The sequence below is a fragment of the Streptomyces sp. NPDC093149 genome (genome assembly GCF_044754145.1).
Classification (GTDB): Bacteria; Actinomycetota; Actinomycetes; order Streptomycetales; family Streptomycetaceae; genus Streptomyces.
The window spans coordinates 737,577-754,645 of sequence record NZ_JBIVON010000001.1; the positions used below are offsets into that span (position 1 = coordinate 737,577).

Below are 17,069 nucleotides of genomic sequence, written 5' to 3' on the forward strand. Positions count from 1 at the left end.
GGGGAGAACGGCCGGGAGGGCGAATTCCCTGCCGTTGCCCGGGTGGGGCGTGTTTGCGGGACGGGTAGTGGGCTGACTACGTTTCGGAGCCGCTCACTTCCCCCTCCCCAAGGATGAATTTCACATGAAGCAGTCTGCCGTCAGGACTCTCGGCGTCGCCGCGCTCGGTGCCGCTTTCGCCGCTGCCGCCGCGGGCACCGCCTCCGCCGCCGTGTTGCCGACCGACGCCGCGGCCACCACCCTGCCGGCCGCCGGCTCGGCGCTGGAGACCGCCACCCGGACCCTGCCGGCCCAGGACGCGACCACCAAGCTTCTCGGCACCGGCCAGCAGAAGCTCGTCGGCGGCGCCACCGCGCCGGTCAAGGGCCTGCTCGGCGGTCTGCCCGCGGGTGGCCTGAAGACCGGCGGTCTGTCGACCAACGGCCTCCCGCTCGGCGGCTGATCCCCGTACACATGCCTGTGGGGCGGACACCCGAACCGGGTGTCCGCCCCACAGGCATGTGATGCGACGCCTCACCAGGCGGTGGACGAGGTCGTCTCGGCGGGGAGGAGCACCCACAGCGCCAGGTAGAGCAGGAACTGCGGCCCCGGCAGCAGGCAGGAGAGCAGGAAGATGACGCGCATGGTTCCCGCGGAGGTGCCGAAGCGCCGTGCCAGCGCCGCGCACACTCCACCGATCATGCGTCCTTCGAGGGGGCGGGCGAGTGCGGCCATGGCGGGCTCCTTCGTGAACCGTTGCTGAGGGAGCAGCTCCGTCGTGCTCCCGATGCATCCATGGTCGCCCGGCGAACAGGGGCAAAGCATCGCTCTACGGTGCGATGCCGACCCTGGGAATCGTCGGGGTCGGCCCCTGAGCCGGCTCGTCCCTGGGGCGGGGCATCACCCTGATCCGCCGCTGCTTCCTGCGGCGCAGCCGCGCCCGGCACACGGGTACGACCAGCAGATGGGCGAGCGCCACACCGATCGTGTTCAGCAACAGCGAGTCGACGTCGACGACCTGCCCCGGCACTCCGGTCTGCAGCAGTTCGATGGCGAGCGAGATCATCGCCCCGGCCGCGACGGTACGGGCCATCGAGGCCCACGGGGAGACGAACAGCCGCCCTCCGGCCATCGGCAGCAGTACGCCGAGCGGGGCCAGCAGCAGCAGTCCCGCGCCGATCCGGCGGGTGGCCTCGGCCGGGCCGAGCGACAGGTCCGCTCTGATGCCGGCGAGCGGGTGGAGGTTCGAGGCCGTCGTCCACGGCACGTCGAGGGGGCGCAGCGTCAGCCAGCCGACAAGCAGCAGATGCGCGAGGAGGAGAGAGATCCCGGCCGCGCGGAAGTGGGTGGCAGCTCGACTGCCCGAACCTTGACGCACGCCCCCCAAGACGCGCCGGGCGGCAGGATCGGTTCCGCCGAGCCCGACGAACCCGTCGCCCGGCCCGTTCGGCGCCCCGACCGGCTCGGGCCGGGCCCGGTCCACCCGGCGCGCGGGAACGGCGAACCGGCCCCCGGACGTCTCCCGCGCCCCGGCATTCCCGCGCTCTCAGGCCTTCGGCTGCGCCGCCGGCGTCGGCACGGCCTTCGGCCGCGCCTTCGTCTCCGCGGTGCACACATACCCGCGCGGCGCGTATGTGCCGGGCCCGGCCAGCACCACCGTGCCCTGCGGGGCGAGCGTCTTGCTCTCCGCGTACGTGCACACGATCTGGGCCAGCGCCTCGGCCGGCAGATCCTCCGGCTGCTCGCTGAGCCGCAGCGTGCCCTGCCGGTCGCCGCTGCGGGCCGGGCCGATCCGCAGCCCGGCCGGCACGGCCGTGGTGAACCCGGCCCGCCGCTCGTCGGCGGACAGCTTCCGCTCCAGTTCCTCCAGGAGCGTCTGCGCCAGCCGGATCCGGTCCGACTTCGCGTCCCCGACCCGCACCGTGCGGTCCACCGTGACGAGCTGCGAGGAGCAGACCAGATAGATCTGTACGGGGATGCCCTGGAGGGCCTGGGTGGTGACGTCCTGCGCGGACATCGAGCACGGCACCCGGGACGGCGCCGCCCCGGCGTCCACCGGCACGGAGGTGGTCCTGATCCCGCAGCCCGTGGCCAGCACGGCGGCGGTCACGGCACCGGCCAGCGCCACGGCCGACCGGGCCGCCCGGCGGTTGCCGCCCGTCATGTCGCCTCGCCCTCTTCGTCCTGGTTGCCCGGGTCGCGGTCCCCGTCGGAACGGGTGAGCGGCTCGGCGTCGCGCGGCAGCCGCAGGACGAACACCGCGCCGTCGCCGTCCGGTGAGTTCGCGGCCGTGATGTCGCCGCCGTGGATGTGCGCGTTCTCCATGGCGATCGACAGACCGAGGCCACTGCCCTCGGAGCGCGGCCGGGAGGCGCTGGCCTTGTAGAACCGGTCGAAGACGTGCGGCAGGACGTCCTCGGGGATGCCGGGGCCGTGGTCGCGGACCTCGATGACGAGTTCGTCGCCCTCGGTCCGCACCGCGACCCGCACCGGCGAACCGCCGTGCTTGAGGGCGTTGCCGATCAGATTCGCCAGGATCACATCGAGCCGCCGGGGGTCGAGGCGGACCAGCATGCCGCGCTCGGCGTCCAGATCCACCGCGTCCAGCCAGGCGCGGGCGTCGATGCAGGCGGTGACCTGGTCGGCGACATCGACCGTGTCGAGGACGAGCCGGGCCGTGCCTGCGTCGAAGCGGGTGACCTCCATCAGGTTCTCCACCAGGTCGTTGAGGCGCCGGGTCTCGCTCACCACCAGGTGCACCGCCGGCGCGATCATCGGATCGAGGCTGTCCGCCTCGTCCTCCAGCACCTCGGTGACGGCGGTCAGCGCGGTGAGCGGGGTGCGCAGTTCGTGCGACATGTCGGCGACGAACCGCCGGCTCGCCTCGTCCCGCGCACTCATGTCCGCGACCCTCTTCTCCAGCGAACTCGCGGTCCGGTTGAACGTACGGGAGAGATCGGCGAGTTCATCGGTGCCGGAGACCACGAGCCGGGTGTCGAGCTTGCCCTCGCCGAGCTTGCGCGCGGCGTCCCCGAGCCGCTGAACGGGGCGCAGCACGGTCGTCGCGGCGGCCTGCGCGAGCAGCGCCGAGCCGACCAGCGCGAGCCCGGTGGCGATCCCCAGCGACCACGCGAGCGAGTTCAGATCCTGACGCTCCTGGTCGAGGGACTTCAGCATGTAACCGGTCGGGCCGCCGCCGATGATCTTCGTCCCGCCCACCAGATACGGCGTGCCGCGGATGCTGGTCCGCTGCCAGAAGAGGTGGTACGCGTACTTGTTGCCCGCCTCGATCGGCTGCTTCTTGTTGACGGCCTTCTGCAGCGACAGCGGCACGTTGTCGAGCGTGAAGGTGTCCAGGTCGGAGTTGCCGACGATCGGCTTGCCGCGGTCGCGCTCGTCGACCAGCAGCACGCTGTAGCCGGGCGAGCTGCTCGCCATCTGCACGGCGGCGTTCTGCAGATCGTCCTTGGTGGGTTGCGGCGGCAGCGAGGCCGCCCGGTTCTGCATCTCCTGACGGAAGTCCCCGAGGGCGGAGTCCTGGGTGCGGGTCAGCACGGCCTCGCGGTTCAGCCAGTACGCGATCCCCGAGGCGGACACGGCGGCGGTCAGTGCCACCAGCGCGAACACGACGACGAGACGCAGCCGCAGACTGGTCCAGCGAAGCCCGGTGAGCAGGGTCCGTTCGACGGCATCACTCACTGAGGCGAATCCAGCCGGTAGCCCACACCCCGAACGGTACGGATCAGGGTCGGCGAGGACGGCACGTCCTCCACCTTGGCGCGCAGCCGCTGCACACAGGCGTCCACGAGCCGGGAGTCACCGAGGTAGTCGTGCTCCCAGACCAGCCGCAGCAGCTGCTGCCGTGACAGGGCCTGGCCCGGCCGGCGGCTCAGCTCCAGCAGGAGTCGCAGCTCGGTCGGCGTGAGCTGCAGATCCTCGCCGTTCTTGGTCACGGTCATCGCGGAACGGTCGATCACCACGCTCCCGAAGGACGCGGAGTCGGTGGACTCGCGCTCACCGCGGCGCAGCACCGCCCGGATGCGGGCGTCGAGCACCCGGCCCTGCACGGGCTTCACCACATAGTCGTCGGCACCGGACTCGAGTCCCACCACGACGTCGATGTCGTCGCTGCGCGCGGTCAGCAGAATGATCGGCAGTTGGTCGGTGCGCCGGATGCGCCGGCACACCTCGAAACCGTCGATGCCGGGCAGCATCACATCCAGCACGATCAGATCCGGCCGCTGCTCACGCAGCAGTTTGAGGCCGTCCTCTCCCGTCGCCGCGGTGGCCACACGGTGGCCCTGGCGTGACAGCGAGAGTTCGAGGGCCGTGCGGATGGCGTCGTCGTCCTCGATCAGCAACAGGAAAGGCACGCTGGTCATTCTGACCCATGGTGGAGCCCCAGTTCGACAGTTGGCGCCGACTCATACATCCGGCGCACCGGCGACGCGCCGACGGCAGGCCCTGTGACAGGGCTGTGACAGTCGGCGGACAGCCCGATGAAACTGCCCCGGCAAGCTCATTGGCACAAGGAACGGACGGACTCCACCGATGGGGGGCGCGAGATGAACGCAACTCACAGCACCACCGCAAGCGCAGTTGTCACGCGTCTCCACGATGTCGGCAGGAGCACCGAGAAATCCGGTGCCGTGGGGGGCGCCTCCCTGCTCGACCGGAGCCGAGAGCTCGGCGGCGGGCGGGGGTGCGTTCGGGGCGCCGGGCGTCAGCACACGTCGTACATGACGGTGATCGACGCGTCCGTGGGGGGCAACGGGGGAAACGGCGGGGGGAGCAACGGGGGAGCCGCGTACGGGGAGGTCACGGGGGAGCGGAAGGCCCCGGCACAGGTCGAGGACGCCGAAACGGCGTTCACGGCCTACGTCCGGGAGCGCCGCGCCTCCCTGTACGCAACCGCCTATCACCTGACCGGTGACCGGTTCGAGGCCGAGGATCTGCTGCAGAGCGCTCTCTTCTCGACCTACCGTGCGTGGGACCGGATCAGTGACAAGGCGGCGGTCGGCGGCTATCTGCGCCGCACCATGACCAATCTGCACATCAGCGCCTGGCGCAGGCGCAAGCTCAACGAGTACCCGACCGAGGAGCTGCCGGAGACGGCGGGCGACACGGACGCGATGCGGGGCACGGAACTGCGCGCCGTGCTCTGGCAGGCGCTCGCGCGGCTGCCGGAGCTCCAGCGCACGATGCTGGTCCTGCGCTACTACGAGGGCCGCACCGACCCGGAGATCGCGGCCATCCTCGACATCAGTGTCGGCACGGTGAAGTCCAGCATCTGGCGGTCGCTCCGCCGGCTGCGCGAGGACGAGGTCCTCAGCTTCGGCCGTGACGAGGAGGAGTCCTTCGGCGAGCTGGTGGCCTGAGGGGACGGGGGATACGGGGGACGAGGGGGGCCGCCGCTTCGGGGGAGGCGGTGGTGCACGGGGGAAGTGCTGCGGGGTCGGACGGGCTGGGGGCCCGTCCGACCCCGTCGTCATGGCAGCTAGGTGTTCTGTCCGGGGAGGTTGTGGACAGGTGAGCGAGATCTCGGCTGAGGGATCTTGAACGGATGAGGGCCTTCCGGGTTCGGTGTGGATTGCGACATCTGCACCGCGACCAGAAAGGCCCTCACCCATTTCAAGATCACTCAGCCGTGAACCCCGTCACCAACCTCCATGGGCAGAACACCTAGACCGTCCCCCGTGCCGCGGGCGCCCGTCGGCACCGGCCCGCCGCGGCGGCGGCCAGCCGACCCAGCGCCTCCTCCTTGCCGCACGGATACGCGCCCAGCGCCGTCTGCCGCGCCACGATCCGCCGCTCCGCCCGCATCAGCCGCCACCCGCGCCGCAGCAGGAACGGCACCGACTTGCGCCCCTCGCGCAGATCCCGCAGCAGCCGTCGGCGGAATGTCGTCGAGGGGCGGCCGCGCAGGCACAGCGCGTCCGCGAGGACGCCCAGCTCCTGGCACCGTTCGACTATGTCCGCCGCGAAGATGCCCTCGGCCACGAACAGCGGGGTGCGCTGGATGTGGAAGGCCTCCCGGTCGACACGGGAGCTCGTGGCGATGTCGTACACCGGGACGTCGGTGCGTCCCGTGCGGCACAGCTCCGTGATCGCGGCCACCGCCGCATCGGCGTCCCAGGACTGCGCGGAGTCCCAGTCGATGTCCGTGCTGCCGGGAACGAGCGGCAGGGTGGGGTCGTCGCCCTCCTTGTAGAAGTCGTCCAGACGCAGCACCGGCAGGTCGGTGCGGGCGGCCAGGGAGGACTTGCCGGAGCCGGAAGGGCCCGCGAGCAGCACGACGCGGGTCGGGGGAGGTTGGGAATTCACAGGACACGAGTGTGAGGCATTGACCCGCGCAGGGGATCCCCCGGAGGTCGGGTTGGTATCGAGCATCACACCTCAACTACTCTACGTGCCCAGATGGTTACTCGATCTTCTCGATCAGGTGGGAAATCCATGGCACGTCACGCACTTTCCAAGTCCCGGCGCCGCGCCCTGCTGCGGGCAGGTCTGACCGTCACCGCGGTGGGTGCCGCGATCGGCGCGGGGGGTGCGGCGGCCCAGGCGGCGCCGCTGCCCCTCGCTCCGGCCGCGGGCACCGACAGCAGCCTCGGTGGGGTCTCGGAGGCGGCCGGCGACGCGGTGACCGGGGCGGTCGGGCAGTCGCTCAGGAGCGGCGTCGCACCGGTCACGCATCTCCGGCTCGACCCGCTGGCCGGTACGGGCACGGACCCGCTGGACAACGCGGTGGGGACGCAGGTCGCCGACTTCAAGCCGCTCTCCACGGCCGCCGTCACCGACCCGTTGACCAGCGGCGGCGCGCTGAAGGACCTCCCGGTGGCCGGGCAGGCGGCAGGAGCGCTGCACGGCTGAGAAGCGCGCGCACGCGGGCGCGGCCCGCTCCTTCGGGGATTCCCGGGGAGCGGGCCGCGGTCGCACGGCTCAGTACGAGGACCCCGAGACGCCCAGCGCACCCGTGGGGTGCCAGACCGTCTTCGTCTCCAGGAAGGCCGTCAGGCGGTGGGTGCCGGGATCGGCCGACCAGTCGGAGGCGCTGTCCTCGTTCGTGGCCTGCGCGCGGAACACCCGCTTCAGGTTGTCCGCCGCCGCGATCTCCAGCTCCTTCGCCAGCGCCGTGTCCGCGCCCGTGAGGTCGATGGCGTTCACGTCCTGGTGGGACGCCAGCGGTGTCGCGATCTCCGCCGTCCCCCCGGACAGGATGTTCACCACACCGCCCGGCAGGTCGGAGGTGGCCAGCACCTCGCCCAGGGACAGGGCCGGGAGGGGGGAGTCCGCCGAGGCGATGACGACCGCCGTGTTGCCGGTCGCGATCACCGGGGCGATCACCGAGACCAGCCCCAGGAACGACGACTTCTGGGGCGCCAGGACCGCGACCACTCCGGTCGGCTCGGGCGTGGACAGGTTGAAGAACGGGCCCGCGACCGGGTTGGCCCCGCCCACGACCTGGCCGATCTTGTCGGTCCACCCCGCGTACCAGACCCAGCGGTCGATCGCCGCGTCCACGACGGCCGCCGCCTTGGACTTCGACAGGCCCTCCGCGTCCGCCACTTCGCGTACGAACTGCTCCTTGCGGCCCTCCAGCATCTCCGCGACGCGGTAGAGGACCTGGCCGCGGTTGTACGCCGTCGCGCCCGACCAGCCGCCGAACGCCTTGCGGGCGGCCACGACCGCGTCCCGCGCGTCCTTGCGGGAGGACCGGGGGGCGTTCGCCAGCCACTTGCCCTTGGAGTCGGTCACCTCGTACACCCGGCCGCTCTCGGAGCGGGGGAACTTGCCCCCGACGTACAGCTTGTAGGTCTTGAAGACGCTCAGACGGTTATCGGACATCGAGGTACGCCTCCAGGCCGTGACGGCCGCCTTCGCGGCCGAAGCCCGATTCCTTGTAGCCGCCGAAGGGCGAGGTCGGGTCGAACTTGTTGAACGTGTTGGCCCAGACGACACCCGCCCGGAGCTTGTTCGCCACCGCGAGGATGCGGGAGCCCTTCTCCGTCCAGATGCCGGCCGAGAGGCCGTACTGGCTGTTGTTGGCCTTGGCGACGGCCTCGTCGGGCGTGCGGAACGACAGCACGGACAGCACCGGGCCGAAGATCTCGTCGCGGGCGATGGTGTGCGCCTGGGTGACGTTGGTGAACAGCGTCGGGGCGAACCAGTAGCCGGAGGAGGGGAGTTCGCAGGGGGCGCTCCAGCGTTCGGCGCCCTCCGCCTCACCCGTCCCGACGAGTGCGGTGATCCGGGCGAGCTGCTCCGCGGAGTTGATCGCGCCGATGTCGGTGTTCTTGTCCAGCGGGTCGCCGAGCCGGAGCGTCGACAGCCGGCGCTTGAGCGCGTCCAGCAGCTCGTCCTGGACCGACTCCTGCACGAGCAGTCGCGAGCCCGCGCAGCAGACCTGGCCCTGGTTGAAGAAGATGCCGGTGACGATGCCCTCGACGGCCTGGTCGATCGGGGCGTCGTCGAAGACGATGTTGGCGCCCTTGCCGCCCAGTTCGAGGGTGACCTTCTTGTCCGTGCCGGCGACCTGGCGCGCGATGGCCTTGCCGACCGCCGTCGACCCGGTGAAGGCGATCTTGTCGACGTCCTCGTGCTCGACGAGCGCGGCGCCCGCGTCCCCGTACCCGGTGAGGATGTTCACGACACCCTTGGGCAGGCCGGCCTGGCGGCAGATGTCCGCGAAGAACAGCGCGGAGAGCGGGGTCGTCTCGGCGGGCTTGAGGACCACCGTGTTGCCGGTGGCGAGCGCCGGGGCGATCTTCCAGGCAAGCATCAGGAGCGGGAAGTTCCAGGGGATGACCTGGCCCGCGACGCCGAGGGGGCGGGGGTTGGCGCCGAAACCGGCGTGGTCCAGCTTGTCGGCCCAGCCCGCGTAGTAGAAGAAGTGCGCCGCGACCAGGGGGAGGTCCGCGTCGCGGGTCTCCTTGATCGGCTTGCCGTTGTCGAGGGTTTCGAGAACGGCGAGCTCGCGGCTGCGCTCCTGGATGATCCGGGCGATCCGGAACAGGTACTTGGCACGCTCGGAACCGGGCAGTGCCGACCACTTCTCGAACGCCTTGCGGGCCGCCTTCACGGCCCGGTCGACGTCCGCGGCGCCTGCCTGCGCGACCTCGGAGAGCACCTCCTCGCTGCTCGGCGAGAGAGTCTTGAAGACCTTGCCGTCGGCCGCCTCGGTGAACTCACCGTCGATGAACAGGCCGTACGAGGGCGCGATGTCGACGACCGAGCGCGACTCGGGAGCTGGTGCGTACTCGAATGCAGATGTCTGCTTGTCCATGGTCATGGGGTTCTCAGTCCACCGTCACGTAATCGGGGCCGGAGTAGCGGCCGGTGCTGAGCTTCTGGCGCTGCATCAGCAGATCGTTCAGCAGGCTGGAGGCGCCGAAGCGGAACCAGTGGTTGTCCAGCCAGTCCGCGCCCGCGGTCTCGTTCACCAGCACCAGGAACTTGATCGCGTCCTTGGAGGTGCGGATGCCGCCGGCCGGCTTCACGCCGATCTGTACGCCGGTCTGCGCCCGGAAGTCGCGCACGGCATCCAGCATCAGCAGGGTGTTCGCGGGCGTGGCGTTGGTGGAGACCTTGCCGGTCGACGTCTTGATGAAGTCCGCGCCCGCCAGCATGCCGAGCCAGGAGGCACGGCGGATGTTGTCGTACGTGGACAGCTCGCCGGTCTCGAAGATCACCTTCAGCCGGGCGTCGGCGCCGTCGGGCCGCGCGCACTCCGCCTTCACGGCGAGGATCTCCTCGTAGACCTTGAGGTAGCGGCCGGAGAGGAAGGCGCCCCGGTCGATCACCATGTCGATCTCGTCGGCCCCGGCGGCCACGGCGTCGCGGACATCCGCGAGCTTGACGTCGAGCGCGGCGCGGCCGGCCGGGAAGGCCGTCGCCACGGACGCCACCTTCACGCCGGAACCGGCCAGCGCGGCGACGGCGGTCGCCGCCATGTCGGGGTAGACGCAGACCGCGGCGGTGCGCGGGGTCGTGCGGTCGGTCGGGTCGGGGTGGACGGCCTTGGCGGCGAGGGCCCGGACCTTGCCCGGGGTGTCCGCGCCTTCCAGCGTCGTCAGGTCGATCATCGAAATGGCCAGGTCGATGGCGTACGCCTTGGCCGTCGTCTTGATCGAACGGGTTCCGAGGGACGCGGCGCGCGCTTCGAGGCCGACGGCGTCGACGCCGGGCAACCCGTGCAGGAAGCGGCGCAGCGCACTGTCGGACGCGGTCGCGTCGGAGAGGGGAGTACCTCCCTGCTCGAACGCAGCTGAGAGCTCGGGGGAGGGAGCTGTGGTGGGCATGGTCACCAGGGGAGCATATCTACGCGCGTAGCGGCCTGTACAGGGGGCCAGCTCGTCCGAGCGTAGTGCGGTACGGGGGCGGGCGCCCCGGCACCCCTTGCGCGCGTCAGGCAGAATCGGGCCCATGACGAGCCCCACACCACCCGCCGAGCCGACCTACGCCGACCGGACCTTCCGGTCGCCCGCCGGGATCGTCGGTGGTGTCCTGCTGCTTGTGCTCATCTGCTGGATCGGCGGGGATGCCGCGTTCCGGGGCCACGGGCGGGTGCCGTGGCTGGCGCTGGCCGGGATGCTGACGGCGGTGCCGCTGGTCGTGGCGTTCACGCTGCGGCCCGTCGTGTTCGCCAACGAGCAGCGCATCAGGATCCGCAACCCGTTCCGGACGATCAGCATGCCGTGGACCGCGGTCGCGGATCTGCGGGCCGGGTATTCGAGCGAGCTGTTCACCGAGGGCGGCACCAAGTACCAGATGTGGGCGGTGCCGGTGTCGCTGCGCCAGCGGAAGAGGGCGGCCCGGCAGCAGTCCCGGCAGTCGGTGGAGGACCCGTACGGCAGGACCTCGGTGCACGCCGACGTCCAGGACAGCAAGTCCCGCATGGCGACGGCCGACCGGACCATGGCGGACCTGCGGGAGCTGGTGGAGCGCGCGAAGACGGGTGCGGCTGCGGGCACGGCGAAGTCCGCGGAATCGCAGGAGACCTCGGCCTCCGCGGTCTCGGTGCGCTGGGCGTACGAGCTGATCGCACCGGCGGTGGTGGGCGCGGTGCTGCTGGTGGTGCTGTTCGCGACCGGCTGAGAGCCTGTCGGGTGGCCTCGGACCGGACGGCGGGCGCGGTCCGGTGCGTGCGGTTCCGAGGCGGAGGAGGGAGTCGGATGGGATCTCCCCTGCTCGAACGCGGCTGAGAGCTCGGGGAAGGAGCCCCGGCGACCGACGACGACGCGGGAAGTGTGCGTACCGGGGCGTGGCCGCCCGGTCGGAGGCCACCCGACAGGCTCTGAAGCGGTGCCGGGGCGCATCCGTACGGGGCGGTGCCCGGCTTCTACCCCTCGTCGGCCGGCCGGGCCGTCGGCGGCGGCACGGTCCGAAGGCGCCGAGGGTGTCGCGGGCGCCGGGGAATCGGCGACGGCGTTCCCGCCGTGACACGCCGAGGGGCTCGAAGGGGCCGGGTGGGGACGGTCAGTACGCCGAGGCAGGCGATGACGAGCGCGATCCCGGTCCAGCCGAGGACGGGCAGGTGCTCGCCCACGACCAGCACCGCGAACACCGCCGCCACGGCGGGCTCCAGCAGGGACAGGGTCGTCGCGGTGCTCACGGGGATGCGGGCCAGGCCGAACCCGAACAGGACGTATCCGATGAACATCGGCACCAGTGCCATGTAGAGGCCGACGCCCGCGTTCGTCCAGGAGGCGATCAGTGGTGCGCCGGTGGCCGACAGCACGGGCACGAGCATCAGCCCGCCCAGCCCGAACACCGCTCCCATGGCCGCGCGGGAGGCGATGCCGCGAGTGATGAGACGGTGCGCCGCCCACGCGTACACGGCGTAGGCCAGGCCCGCGACCAGCCCGAGCCCCACGCCGGCGACGGTCTGCCGGGCGGACCCCGCACCGGTCACGGAACCGCCCCGCGCGGCCTCGGCCGCACACAGCAGCACGGTGCCGGCCAGTCCCAGGGCGGCCCCGGCCATCCATCGCCGGGACAACCGCCGCCGGTCGACGATCCGTTCGATCAAGGCCGAGGCCAGCGGGGCCGAGCCGATCGAGACGACCGTTCCCGCCGCGACACCGGCCAGATGCATGGAGGTGTAGAACGCCGGCGGGTACAGCGCCACGCCGGATCCCCCGACGAGCACGATCCGCCACTGCGCCGCGAGCCCCGCGCGGGCCTGTGCGATGCGACGCCCGGCCACGAGCGCCTGCAGCAGGCCGCCCAGGCCCATCGCCGCGGCGCCGATCGCCAGGGGCCCCACCTGCGGCGCGAAGGTGGCCGCGGTGCCCGTGGTGCCCCACAGCACCGAGGCCAGCAGCACGGCGAACGCGCCCGCGCCGGGTCCGAAGGCGCGCCCGGCCTGCCGGATCACAGGCCGTCCACCAGGCGGGCCGCCATGTCGCGCGCCCGTCGCATGCGCACGCCGTCTCCTTCGAGGCCCGCGCGCACGATGGCCCCTTCGAGCAGGAACGCCAGATGCTCCGCCGTGGCACGGGCCCGCTCGTCCTGGCCGGGCAGCAGCTGCCGGAGATGGGTGACGAGCAGGTCCTCGACCTGCTCCTTGTGGTGGCGCACCACTGTCCGGCCCTCGTGTCCGTTGGGCAGCTCGGCAGCGGCGTTGAGCAGCCCGCATCCTCGGAAGCCGTGCTCATAGGCGAGATCGGCGTGGTCCGCGTACGCGTCGAAGACCGCGAGCACGCCCTCCCTCGGGTTCCGCGTCCCGGCCAGGCGCTGTCGGTAGAGGCCGAGCCACTCCTCGTGCCGGGCCTGGAGGTAGGCGGAGACGAGGTCGGCCTTGGAGGCGAAGTTGTTGTAGAGGCTCATCTTCGCCACACCGGCCTCGGCCGTGATCGTGTCGATCCCCGTCGCCGCCACGCCGTCGGCATAGAACCGGCGCGCCGCGGCGTCGAGGATCCGTCCTCGTGCCGCCCCGCGTCGCCGCGTCACCGGCTGCTTGTCGCCGGCCTTCGGATCGGTCATTCCTGCCCCTCTCCAGATTAGGTAGACCAGTCTACCTAATAATAGAAGGGCGGCGCTGCCGGGATCCGGTCGTCGAAGCCGCCTCGGGGGCTGCTCGTGCGCGGACCCCGGCCCGATTCCGGCGGGCCGGGGTCCGTGTCATGTCATGCGGGCGGCTCGGTCACCAGTCGTAGTCGTAGTCGTCGTGCCCGATCACCCGGAAGCTCGCCCCCACCCCGTCGGGGACGAAGATGCCTCCTTCGACGCGCCGCGGGAACACGCCATTGGTGGCACCGTGCGGTCCGACGGTGGCGACGGGGGCGCCGTTGTCGCAGGTCGCCCCGCTGAAGACCTCCACCGTCCGCCAGCTGTCGTTGTAGATGTTGAAGCTCGTGGAGCCGAGGCCGCTGGCGGCGGTGATGCAGCCGCCGGGGGTCGCGGAGTACGTGCGATCGTTGAAGTGGATCCAGCCCTCGCGCTCGCGCCCGCCGCGGCCTTCGCCGCCCCTGCCGCCGCCCCGGCCCTCGCCGTAGCCGCGATCGTCGCCGCCTCTGCCGCCTTCGTCGCCTCTGCCTCCTTCGCCGCCCCGGCCCTCGTCGTCCCCTCTGCCCTCGTCGCCCCCGCCTCCGTTGCCCTTTCCGGTGTCGGCCGCACCGTCGGGGACGGCGGCGGGCGCGGGGGCGGGGACGGCGGCCTGCTGGACGATCGGGGGCGCCGGGGCCGCCGGGGCCACCTGGGTCGGCTCGGAGGTGGCGGCCGAGGTGAGGGTGCTGCCGGTGGCGATCAGGGCCGCGGCGGCCGCGACCGTGCCGACGATCACGGTGGAACGTTTAGCCATGTCACTTCTCCTGTCTCAGAGAGAGGTCGGCTGCGCAGTCGACCCGTGACTGAACGTACTTTCACCCCCCATACCTGTCATATCGGGCGTGTCGAAATGCTGATCCCGCGGTGCCGGTCGGGACGGCGGCCACCCGTATGCCATTCAGGTGCAATCCGACGGCCCATCGGAATCCTTTGTGCGCAGGTGAATTGATGCGTCGTTCGCCTGTCCGGGCGACCTTCCGGCACCCGCTCGGCCCGGAAGCGGCGTGTCGTTCATTGACACGGTCCGGGCGGGAGCCGCCGGGCCCCTCTCCCGTCCGGGCTGCCTGCGGGTACGGGCGTCGGCCCGGCCCCGTCGGCCGTGCACGGGGCCGTGCCTTCGCCGATGCGCTCGGCACTTGATCCGTTCGGGTGGCCGAGGCATCGGCTTCATGCTCACGGCGCGGTACGGGACGGTGCGGATCGTGGACGGCGACGCGGCCGTCCAACCGGAGACCCACCGTCAACCCGCGTGCCCGCCTCACCTGTTGAGGAAGTCCGCACACCGGTAGGGGCCCAGCGCGGCGCCTTCGGACGGCCGCACGGTGACCTCGACGTCGTCGGTCCTGACCTTCCGGTCGAGTACGGACTGGGCGCGTGCCAGCGTGCACACCAGCTGCCCCGTGCCCTGGTCGCGCCCCGTCTGCGGATAGGGGCCGTCGAGGCGCAGCGTGACCCGGGTGCCCGTTCCGGTCGCCGAGAAGCCGGGGAGCTCGACGAAAGAGGTGAGCCCGTCGTCCTGCGCGGAGGGCGGCGGCCCCTGGAGGAGCAGCTTCACCACCGAGGCGAGGTTCTTGATATCGACGTCCGGCACGGGCACTCCGCGCAGCCCACCGGCGGACGCGTAGTACAGCCGGATTCCGCGCGTCGGCCCGGACGCGGACTCGCCCGCGCCTATCACCCCGGTCGGCTGGACGCCGCAGCCCACGAGGGCGATTCCCAGTGCGGCCACCACGACTCCCTGCCGGACCTTCACTCCGCGTCCTCCTCCGTACGTCGCAGGGGCAGCCGCAGTGTGAACACCGCGCCGCTCCGTGGTCCATCGGCCGCGTCGGCCACGTCGATCGTGCCGCCGTGCAGCCGCGCGTTCTCCAGCGCGATCGCCGTGCCGAGCCCGCTGCCCTGTCCGCTGTCGTCGGCCGTGCCGCGCGTACGGGCCTCGTCCGCCTTGTAGAACCGGTCGAAGACCCGCTCCCGGGCCCCCGGCGGCAGCCCGGGGCCGCGGTCGGCGACCTCCAGCGTCACCCATGCCCCGTCCGCCGCGAGAGCCGTCCCGAGGGTCACCGTGATCGGCGGGGCTCCGTGCCGCAGCGCGTTGCCCACCAGATTCGCGACGATCACGTCGATGCGACGCCGGTCGACGACCGCCCGTACGTCCTCCTGGAGATCTGTCCGCACCCGGTCCGTCCAGCCGCGCAGCGCCAGCGAGGCCCGCACGGTGTCGGCGAGGTCCGTTTCGGTCGCGTTCAGCCGTACCGCCTTGGCGTCGAAGCGGGAGATCTCCATCAGGTCCTCGACCAGCCGGGCCAGCCGTGCCGTCTCCGCGCCGACGGTGCGCGCCGCCCGCGCGGCGTCCGGCGGGAGCTGGTCGGCGTCCTCCTCCAGGACGGTGGCCACCATCGTCATCGCCGCGAGGGGGGTGCGCAGTTCGTGCGACACGTCCGCCACGAAGCGGCGTGCCTTCGCCTCCTGCTCGCGCAGTTCCGCGTCGGAGGCCTGGAGCGCGTCGGCGGACTCGTTGAACGTCCTTGCCAGGTCGGCCAGTTCGTCGTGCCCGGTGACGGCGACCCGGCTGCCGAGGTCTCCGGCCGCGAGCTCACGGGTGGCCCGGCCCAGCTTCCGTACCGGACGAAGGACCGTCCCCGCGGCCAGCAGCGCCAGGACGGCGGCCAGCAGCACCACCGGCGCGACGCCCGTCCGCACGGAGTCCAGCAGGGCGGCGGTGTCGTCGCGTTCGGCCCGCAGATCGGTGATCGCGAAGACCTCCAGGCCGGAGGTGCGCTGGTCCCCGTCGGCGTACCGCACCGGCATGCCGACGACCAGATAGGGCTCGCCCCGCCACATCACCCGCTGGAACCGGGCCCCGCCCCCGGCGCGCACGGCGGCGCGCAGTTCGGCGGTGATCCGTCCCTCCGTGTCGGCGAGCGAGTCGGAGACCGCGACGAGGTCCTGGTAGCGGGCGACCACGATGCGGGAGCCGATGCCGTCCGAGACCTTCACCGCGAACCGGGCCAGCGCCCGCTGGTCGGGCGGTACGTCGAAGTCGGCGGCGACCGCGGTGACCCGCTCCCGGAGGTCGTTCACGGCGGCGTTCTGGGTGCGCTGGAGGACGGCGGTGCGGGCGTCCCGGTAGGCGAGGGCGGTCGCGGTCACCGCACTGACGAGGGCGACGACGACGAACGTGACGACGAGCCGGGTGCGCAGCCCGCCGACCAGCCGCCGGGTGCGCCCCGTCGTCGCGGCGCCGCGCCCGCCTCGGTCCGTACGGCTCACAGCGGCCCGAAGCGGTAGCCGAAGCCCCGCACCGTCTGTATGTACCGCGGCTTCCCGGGCACGTCCTCGATCTTGGCCCGCAGCCGGCCGACCGCCGCGTCCACCAGCCGGGAGTCGCCCAGGAAGGTGTGGTCCCAGATGGATTCGAGGAGCTGCTCGCGGCTGAGGACCCGGCCGGGGGAGGCCGACAGCTCCAGCAGCAGCCGCAGCTCGCCGGGCGGCAGCGCGATGGGGACGCCGCGCTTGGTGACGGTCAGTCCGGCGCGGTCGATCACCAGCCCGGCGAAGCCGGCGTCCGCCTTCTGCGCCTGCCCGGACGGTTCCGCGCGCCGCAGCGCGGCCCGGATGCGGGCCTCCAGCACGGGGGCGGTGACCGGCTTGACCACATAGTCGTCGGCGCCCGCCTCCAGGCCGGTCACGATGTCCGAGTCGTCGCCGCGCGCGGTCAGCATGATGACCGGCATGGCGGTGGTCCTGGCGCGGATGCGACGGCACACCTCGAAGCCGTCCATGCCGGGCAGCATCAGATCCAGCACGGCCAGCTCGACCTTCCCGCCCCCGGGACCGTCCAGCAGGGCGAGGGCCTGCTCGCCGGTGGCGGCGGTGTCGACGTCGTACCCGTGCCGGCGCAGCACGAGCTCCATTCCGTCCCGTACGGACGCGTCGTCCTCGATGAGCAGTACATGCGGCATGGGGCCGATTATGAGCACGCCGGGACCTTCCCGCCCACTCCGTACGGGGGCGGACGCGCAGGTCGAGGGCATTGTTACGTT

At 71.9% G+C, this 17,069-nt stretch carries 19 protein-coding genes; 4 read left to right on the forward strand and 15 right to left on the reverse strand.

The window, feature by feature from the left end:
- Positions 1 to 124 precede the first annotated feature (124 nt).
- Positions 125 to 442 (forward strand): hypothetical protein, encoded by a 318-nt coding sequence (locus ACIQCZ_RS03540; RefSeq protein WP_402279256.1) that lies wholly within the window; start codon positions 125 to 127, stop codon positions 440 to 442.
- A gap of 71 nt (positions 443 to 513) precedes the next feature.
- Here ACIQCZ_RS03540 and ACIQCZ_RS03545 read toward each other — a convergent pair whose 3' ends face one another.
- The 5 genes from ACIQCZ_RS03545 to afsQ1 all read right to left on the reverse strand — a co-directional run bounded on the left by ACIQCZ_RS03545 (position 514) and on the right by afsQ1 (position 4,352).
- Positions 514 to 714 (reverse strand): PspC domain-containing protein, encoded by a 201-nt coding sequence (locus tag ACIQCZ_RS03545; protein WP_402279258.1) that lies wholly within the window; start codon positions 712 to 714, stop codon positions 514 to 516.
- A 94-nt stretch (positions 715 to 808) separates the two neighbouring features.
- Complete coding sequence (locus tag ACIQCZ_RS03550) at positions 809 to 1,357, reverse strand: VanZ family protein (RefSeq protein WP_402279260.1); 549 nt, start codon at positions 1,355 to 1,357, stop codon at positions 809 to 811.
- Between the two features lie 168 nt (positions 1,358 to 1,525).
- Positions 1,526 to 2,143, reverse strand: coding sequence for a hypothetical protein (locus tag ACIQCZ_RS03555; protein WP_402279262.1), 618 nt, complete (start codon positions 2,141 to 2,143; stop codon positions 1,526 to 1,528).
- A complete protein-coding gene (locus ACIQCZ_RS03560) occupies positions 2,140 to 3,678 on the reverse strand; it encodes an ATP-binding protein (RefSeq protein WP_402279265.1) in 1,539 nt (512 codons plus the stop codon). The genes ACIQCZ_RS03555 and ACIQCZ_RS03560 overlap by 4 nt, the downstream gene beginning before the upstream one ends.
- On the reverse strand, positions 3,675 to 4,352 hold the full coding sequence (afsQ1, locus tag ACIQCZ_RS03565) for a two-component system response regulator AfsQ1 (RefSeq protein WP_206433404.1): 678 nt from the start codon (positions 4,350 to 4,352) through the stop codon (positions 3,675 to 3,677). The genes ACIQCZ_RS03560 and afsQ1 overlap by 4 nt, the downstream gene beginning before the upstream one ends.
- A gap of 192 nt (positions 4,353 to 4,544) precedes the next feature.
- Here afsQ1 and ACIQCZ_RS03570 point away from each other — a divergent pair, with 192 nt between their 5' ends.
- A complete protein-coding gene (locus ACIQCZ_RS03570; protein ID WP_402279268.1) occupies positions 4,545 to 5,357 on the forward strand; it encodes a SigE family RNA polymerase sigma factor in 813 nt (270 codons plus the stop codon).
- A gap of 304 nt (positions 5,358 to 5,661) precedes the next feature.
- Here ACIQCZ_RS03570 and ACIQCZ_RS03575 read toward each other — a convergent pair whose 3' ends face one another.
- Positions 5,662 to 6,369 carry a uridine kinase gene (locus tag ACIQCZ_RS03575; RefSeq protein ID WP_402279270.1) on the reverse strand — a complete coding sequence of 236 codons (708 nt, stop codon included), beginning with the start codon at positions 6,367 to 6,369 and terminating at the stop codon, positions 5,662 to 5,664.
- 63 nt (positions 6,370 to 6,432) lie between these two features.
- Between ACIQCZ_RS03575 and ACIQCZ_RS03580 the strand changes: the two genes are divergently transcribed.
- Positions 6,433 to 6,849, forward strand: coding sequence for a hypothetical protein (locus tag ACIQCZ_RS03580; RefSeq protein WP_402279273.1), 417 nt, complete (start codon positions 6,433 to 6,435; stop codon positions 6,847 to 6,849).
- Positions 6,850 to 6,918: 69 nt separating this feature from the next.
- On the opposite strand, the gene ACIQCZ_RS03585 is transcribed toward ACIQCZ_RS03580, so the two are convergent.
- The 3 genes from ACIQCZ_RS03585 to deoC are packed head-to-tail and all read right to left on the reverse strand — an operon-like array spanning position 6,919 to position 10,277.
- Positions 6,919 to 7,824, reverse strand: a complete 906-nt coding sequence (locus ACIQCZ_RS03585; RefSeq protein ID WP_402279275.1) for an aldehyde dehydrogenase family protein — start codon at positions 7,822 to 7,824, stop codon at positions 6,919 to 6,921.
- Positions 7,814 to 9,262, reverse strand: coding sequence for an aldehyde dehydrogenase family protein (locus ACIQCZ_RS03590; protein WP_365694126.1), 1,449 nt, complete (start codon positions 9,260 to 9,262; stop codon positions 7,814 to 7,816). The genes ACIQCZ_RS03585 and ACIQCZ_RS03590 overlap by 11 nt, the downstream gene beginning before the upstream one ends.
- A 13-nt stretch (positions 9,263 to 9,275) precedes the next feature.
- On the reverse strand, positions 9,276 to 10,277 hold the full coding sequence (gene deoC / locus ACIQCZ_RS03595) for a deoxyribose-phosphate aldolase (RefSeq protein ID WP_402280207.1): 1,002 nt from the start codon (positions 10,275 to 10,277) through the stop codon (positions 9,276 to 9,278).
- A gap of 124 nt (positions 10,278 to 10,401) precedes the next feature.
- Between deoC and ACIQCZ_RS03600 the strand changes: the two genes are divergently transcribed.
- Entirely contained in the window at positions 10,402 to 11,073 is a 672-nt protein-coding gene (locus ACIQCZ_RS03600) for a PH domain-containing protein (RefSeq protein WP_402279278.1), read from the forward strand.
- 244 nt (positions 11,074 to 11,317) lie between these two features.
- On the opposite strand, the gene ACIQCZ_RS03605 is transcribed toward ACIQCZ_RS03600, so the two are convergent.
- The 6 genes from ACIQCZ_RS03605 to ACIQCZ_RS03630 all read right to left on the reverse strand — a co-directional run bounded on the left by ACIQCZ_RS03605 (position 11,318) and on the right by ACIQCZ_RS03630 (position 16,988).
- Positions 11,318 to 12,355, reverse strand: a complete 1,038-nt coding sequence (locus ACIQCZ_RS03605) for a DMT family transporter (RefSeq protein WP_402279280.1) — start codon at positions 12,353 to 12,355, stop codon at positions 11,318 to 11,320.
- Positions 12,352 to 12,963, reverse strand: a complete 612-nt coding sequence (locus ACIQCZ_RS03610) for a TetR/AcrR family transcriptional regulator (RefSeq protein WP_402279282.1) — start codon at positions 12,961 to 12,963, stop codon at positions 12,352 to 12,354. The genes ACIQCZ_RS03605 and ACIQCZ_RS03610 overlap by 4 nt, the downstream gene beginning before the upstream one ends.
- A 160-nt stretch (positions 12,964 to 13,123) precedes the next feature.
- Complete coding sequence (locus ACIQCZ_RS03615) at positions 13,124 to 13,780, reverse strand: hypothetical protein (protein ID WP_402279284.1); 657 nt, start codon at positions 13,778 to 13,780, stop codon at positions 13,124 to 13,126.
- 504 nt (positions 13,781 to 14,284) lie between these two features.
- On the reverse strand, positions 14,285 to 14,779 hold the full coding sequence (locus ACIQCZ_RS03620) for a hypothetical protein (RefSeq protein ID WP_402279286.1): 495 nt from the start codon (positions 14,777 to 14,779) through the stop codon (positions 14,285 to 14,287).
- A complete protein-coding gene (locus ACIQCZ_RS03625) occupies positions 14,776 to 16,296 on the reverse strand; it encodes an ATP-binding protein (RefSeq protein ID WP_402279288.1) in 1,521 nt (506 codons plus the stop codon). The genes ACIQCZ_RS03620 and ACIQCZ_RS03625 overlap by 4 nt, the downstream gene beginning before the upstream one ends.
- Positions 16,293 to 16,988, reverse strand: coding sequence for a response regulator transcription factor (locus tag ACIQCZ_RS03630; protein ID WP_402279290.1), 696 nt, complete (start codon positions 16,986 to 16,988; stop codon positions 16,293 to 16,295). The genes ACIQCZ_RS03625 and ACIQCZ_RS03630 overlap by 4 nt, the downstream gene beginning before the upstream one ends.
- Between the last annotated feature and the right edge of the window lie 81 nt (positions 16,989 to 17,069).

Coding starts and splice junctions, on each gene's coding strand:
- ACIQCZ_RS03540 (WP_402279256.1), top strand. CDS start 125: ATGAAGCAGTCTGCCGTCAGGACTCTCGGCGTCGCCGCGCTCGGTGCC.
- ACIQCZ_RS03545 (WP_402279258.1), bottom strand. CDS start 714: ATGGCCGCACTCGCCCGCCCCCTCGAAGGACGCATGATCGGTGGAGTG.
- ACIQCZ_RS03555 (WP_402279262.1), bottom strand. CDS start 2,143: ATGACGGGCGGCAACCGCCGGGCGGCCCGGTCGGCCGTGGCGCTGGCC.
- ACIQCZ_RS03570 (WP_402279268.1), top strand. CDS start 4,545: ATGAACGCAACTCACAGCACCACCGCAAGCGCAGTTGTCACGCGTCTC.
- ACIQCZ_RS03575 (WP_402279270.1), bottom strand. CDS start 6,369: ATGCTCGATACCAACCCGACCTCCGGGGGATCCCCTGCGCGGGTCAAT.
- ACIQCZ_RS03580 (WP_402279273.1), top strand. CDS start 6,433: ATGGCACGTCACGCACTTTCCAAGTCCCGGCGCCGCGCCCTGCTGCGG.
- ACIQCZ_RS03585 (WP_402279275.1), bottom strand. CDS start 7,824: ATGTCCGATAACCGTCTGAGCGTCTTCAAGACCTACAAGCTGTACGTC.
- ACIQCZ_RS03590 (WP_365694126.1), bottom strand. CDS start 9,262: ATGGACAAGCAGACATCTGCATTCGAGTACGCACCAGCTCCCGAGTCG.
- deoC (WP_402280207.1), bottom strand. CDS start 10,277: ATGCCCACCACAGCTCCCTCCCCCGAGCTCTCAGCTGCGTTCGAGCAG.
- ACIQCZ_RS03600 (WP_402279278.1), top strand. CDS start 10,402: ATGACGAGCCCCACACCACCCGCCGAGCCGACCTACGCCGACCGGACC.
- ACIQCZ_RS03610 (WP_402279282.1), bottom strand. CDS start 12,963: ATGACCGATCCGAAGGCCGGCGACAAGCAGCCGGTGACGCGGCGACGC.
- ACIQCZ_RS03615 (WP_402279284.1), bottom strand. CDS start 13,780: ATGGCTAAACGTTCCACCGTGATCGTCGGCACGGTCGCGGCCGCCGCG.
- ACIQCZ_RS03630 (WP_402279290.1), bottom strand. CDS start 16,988: ATGCCGCATGTACTGCTCATCGAGGACGACGCGTCCGTACGGGACGGA.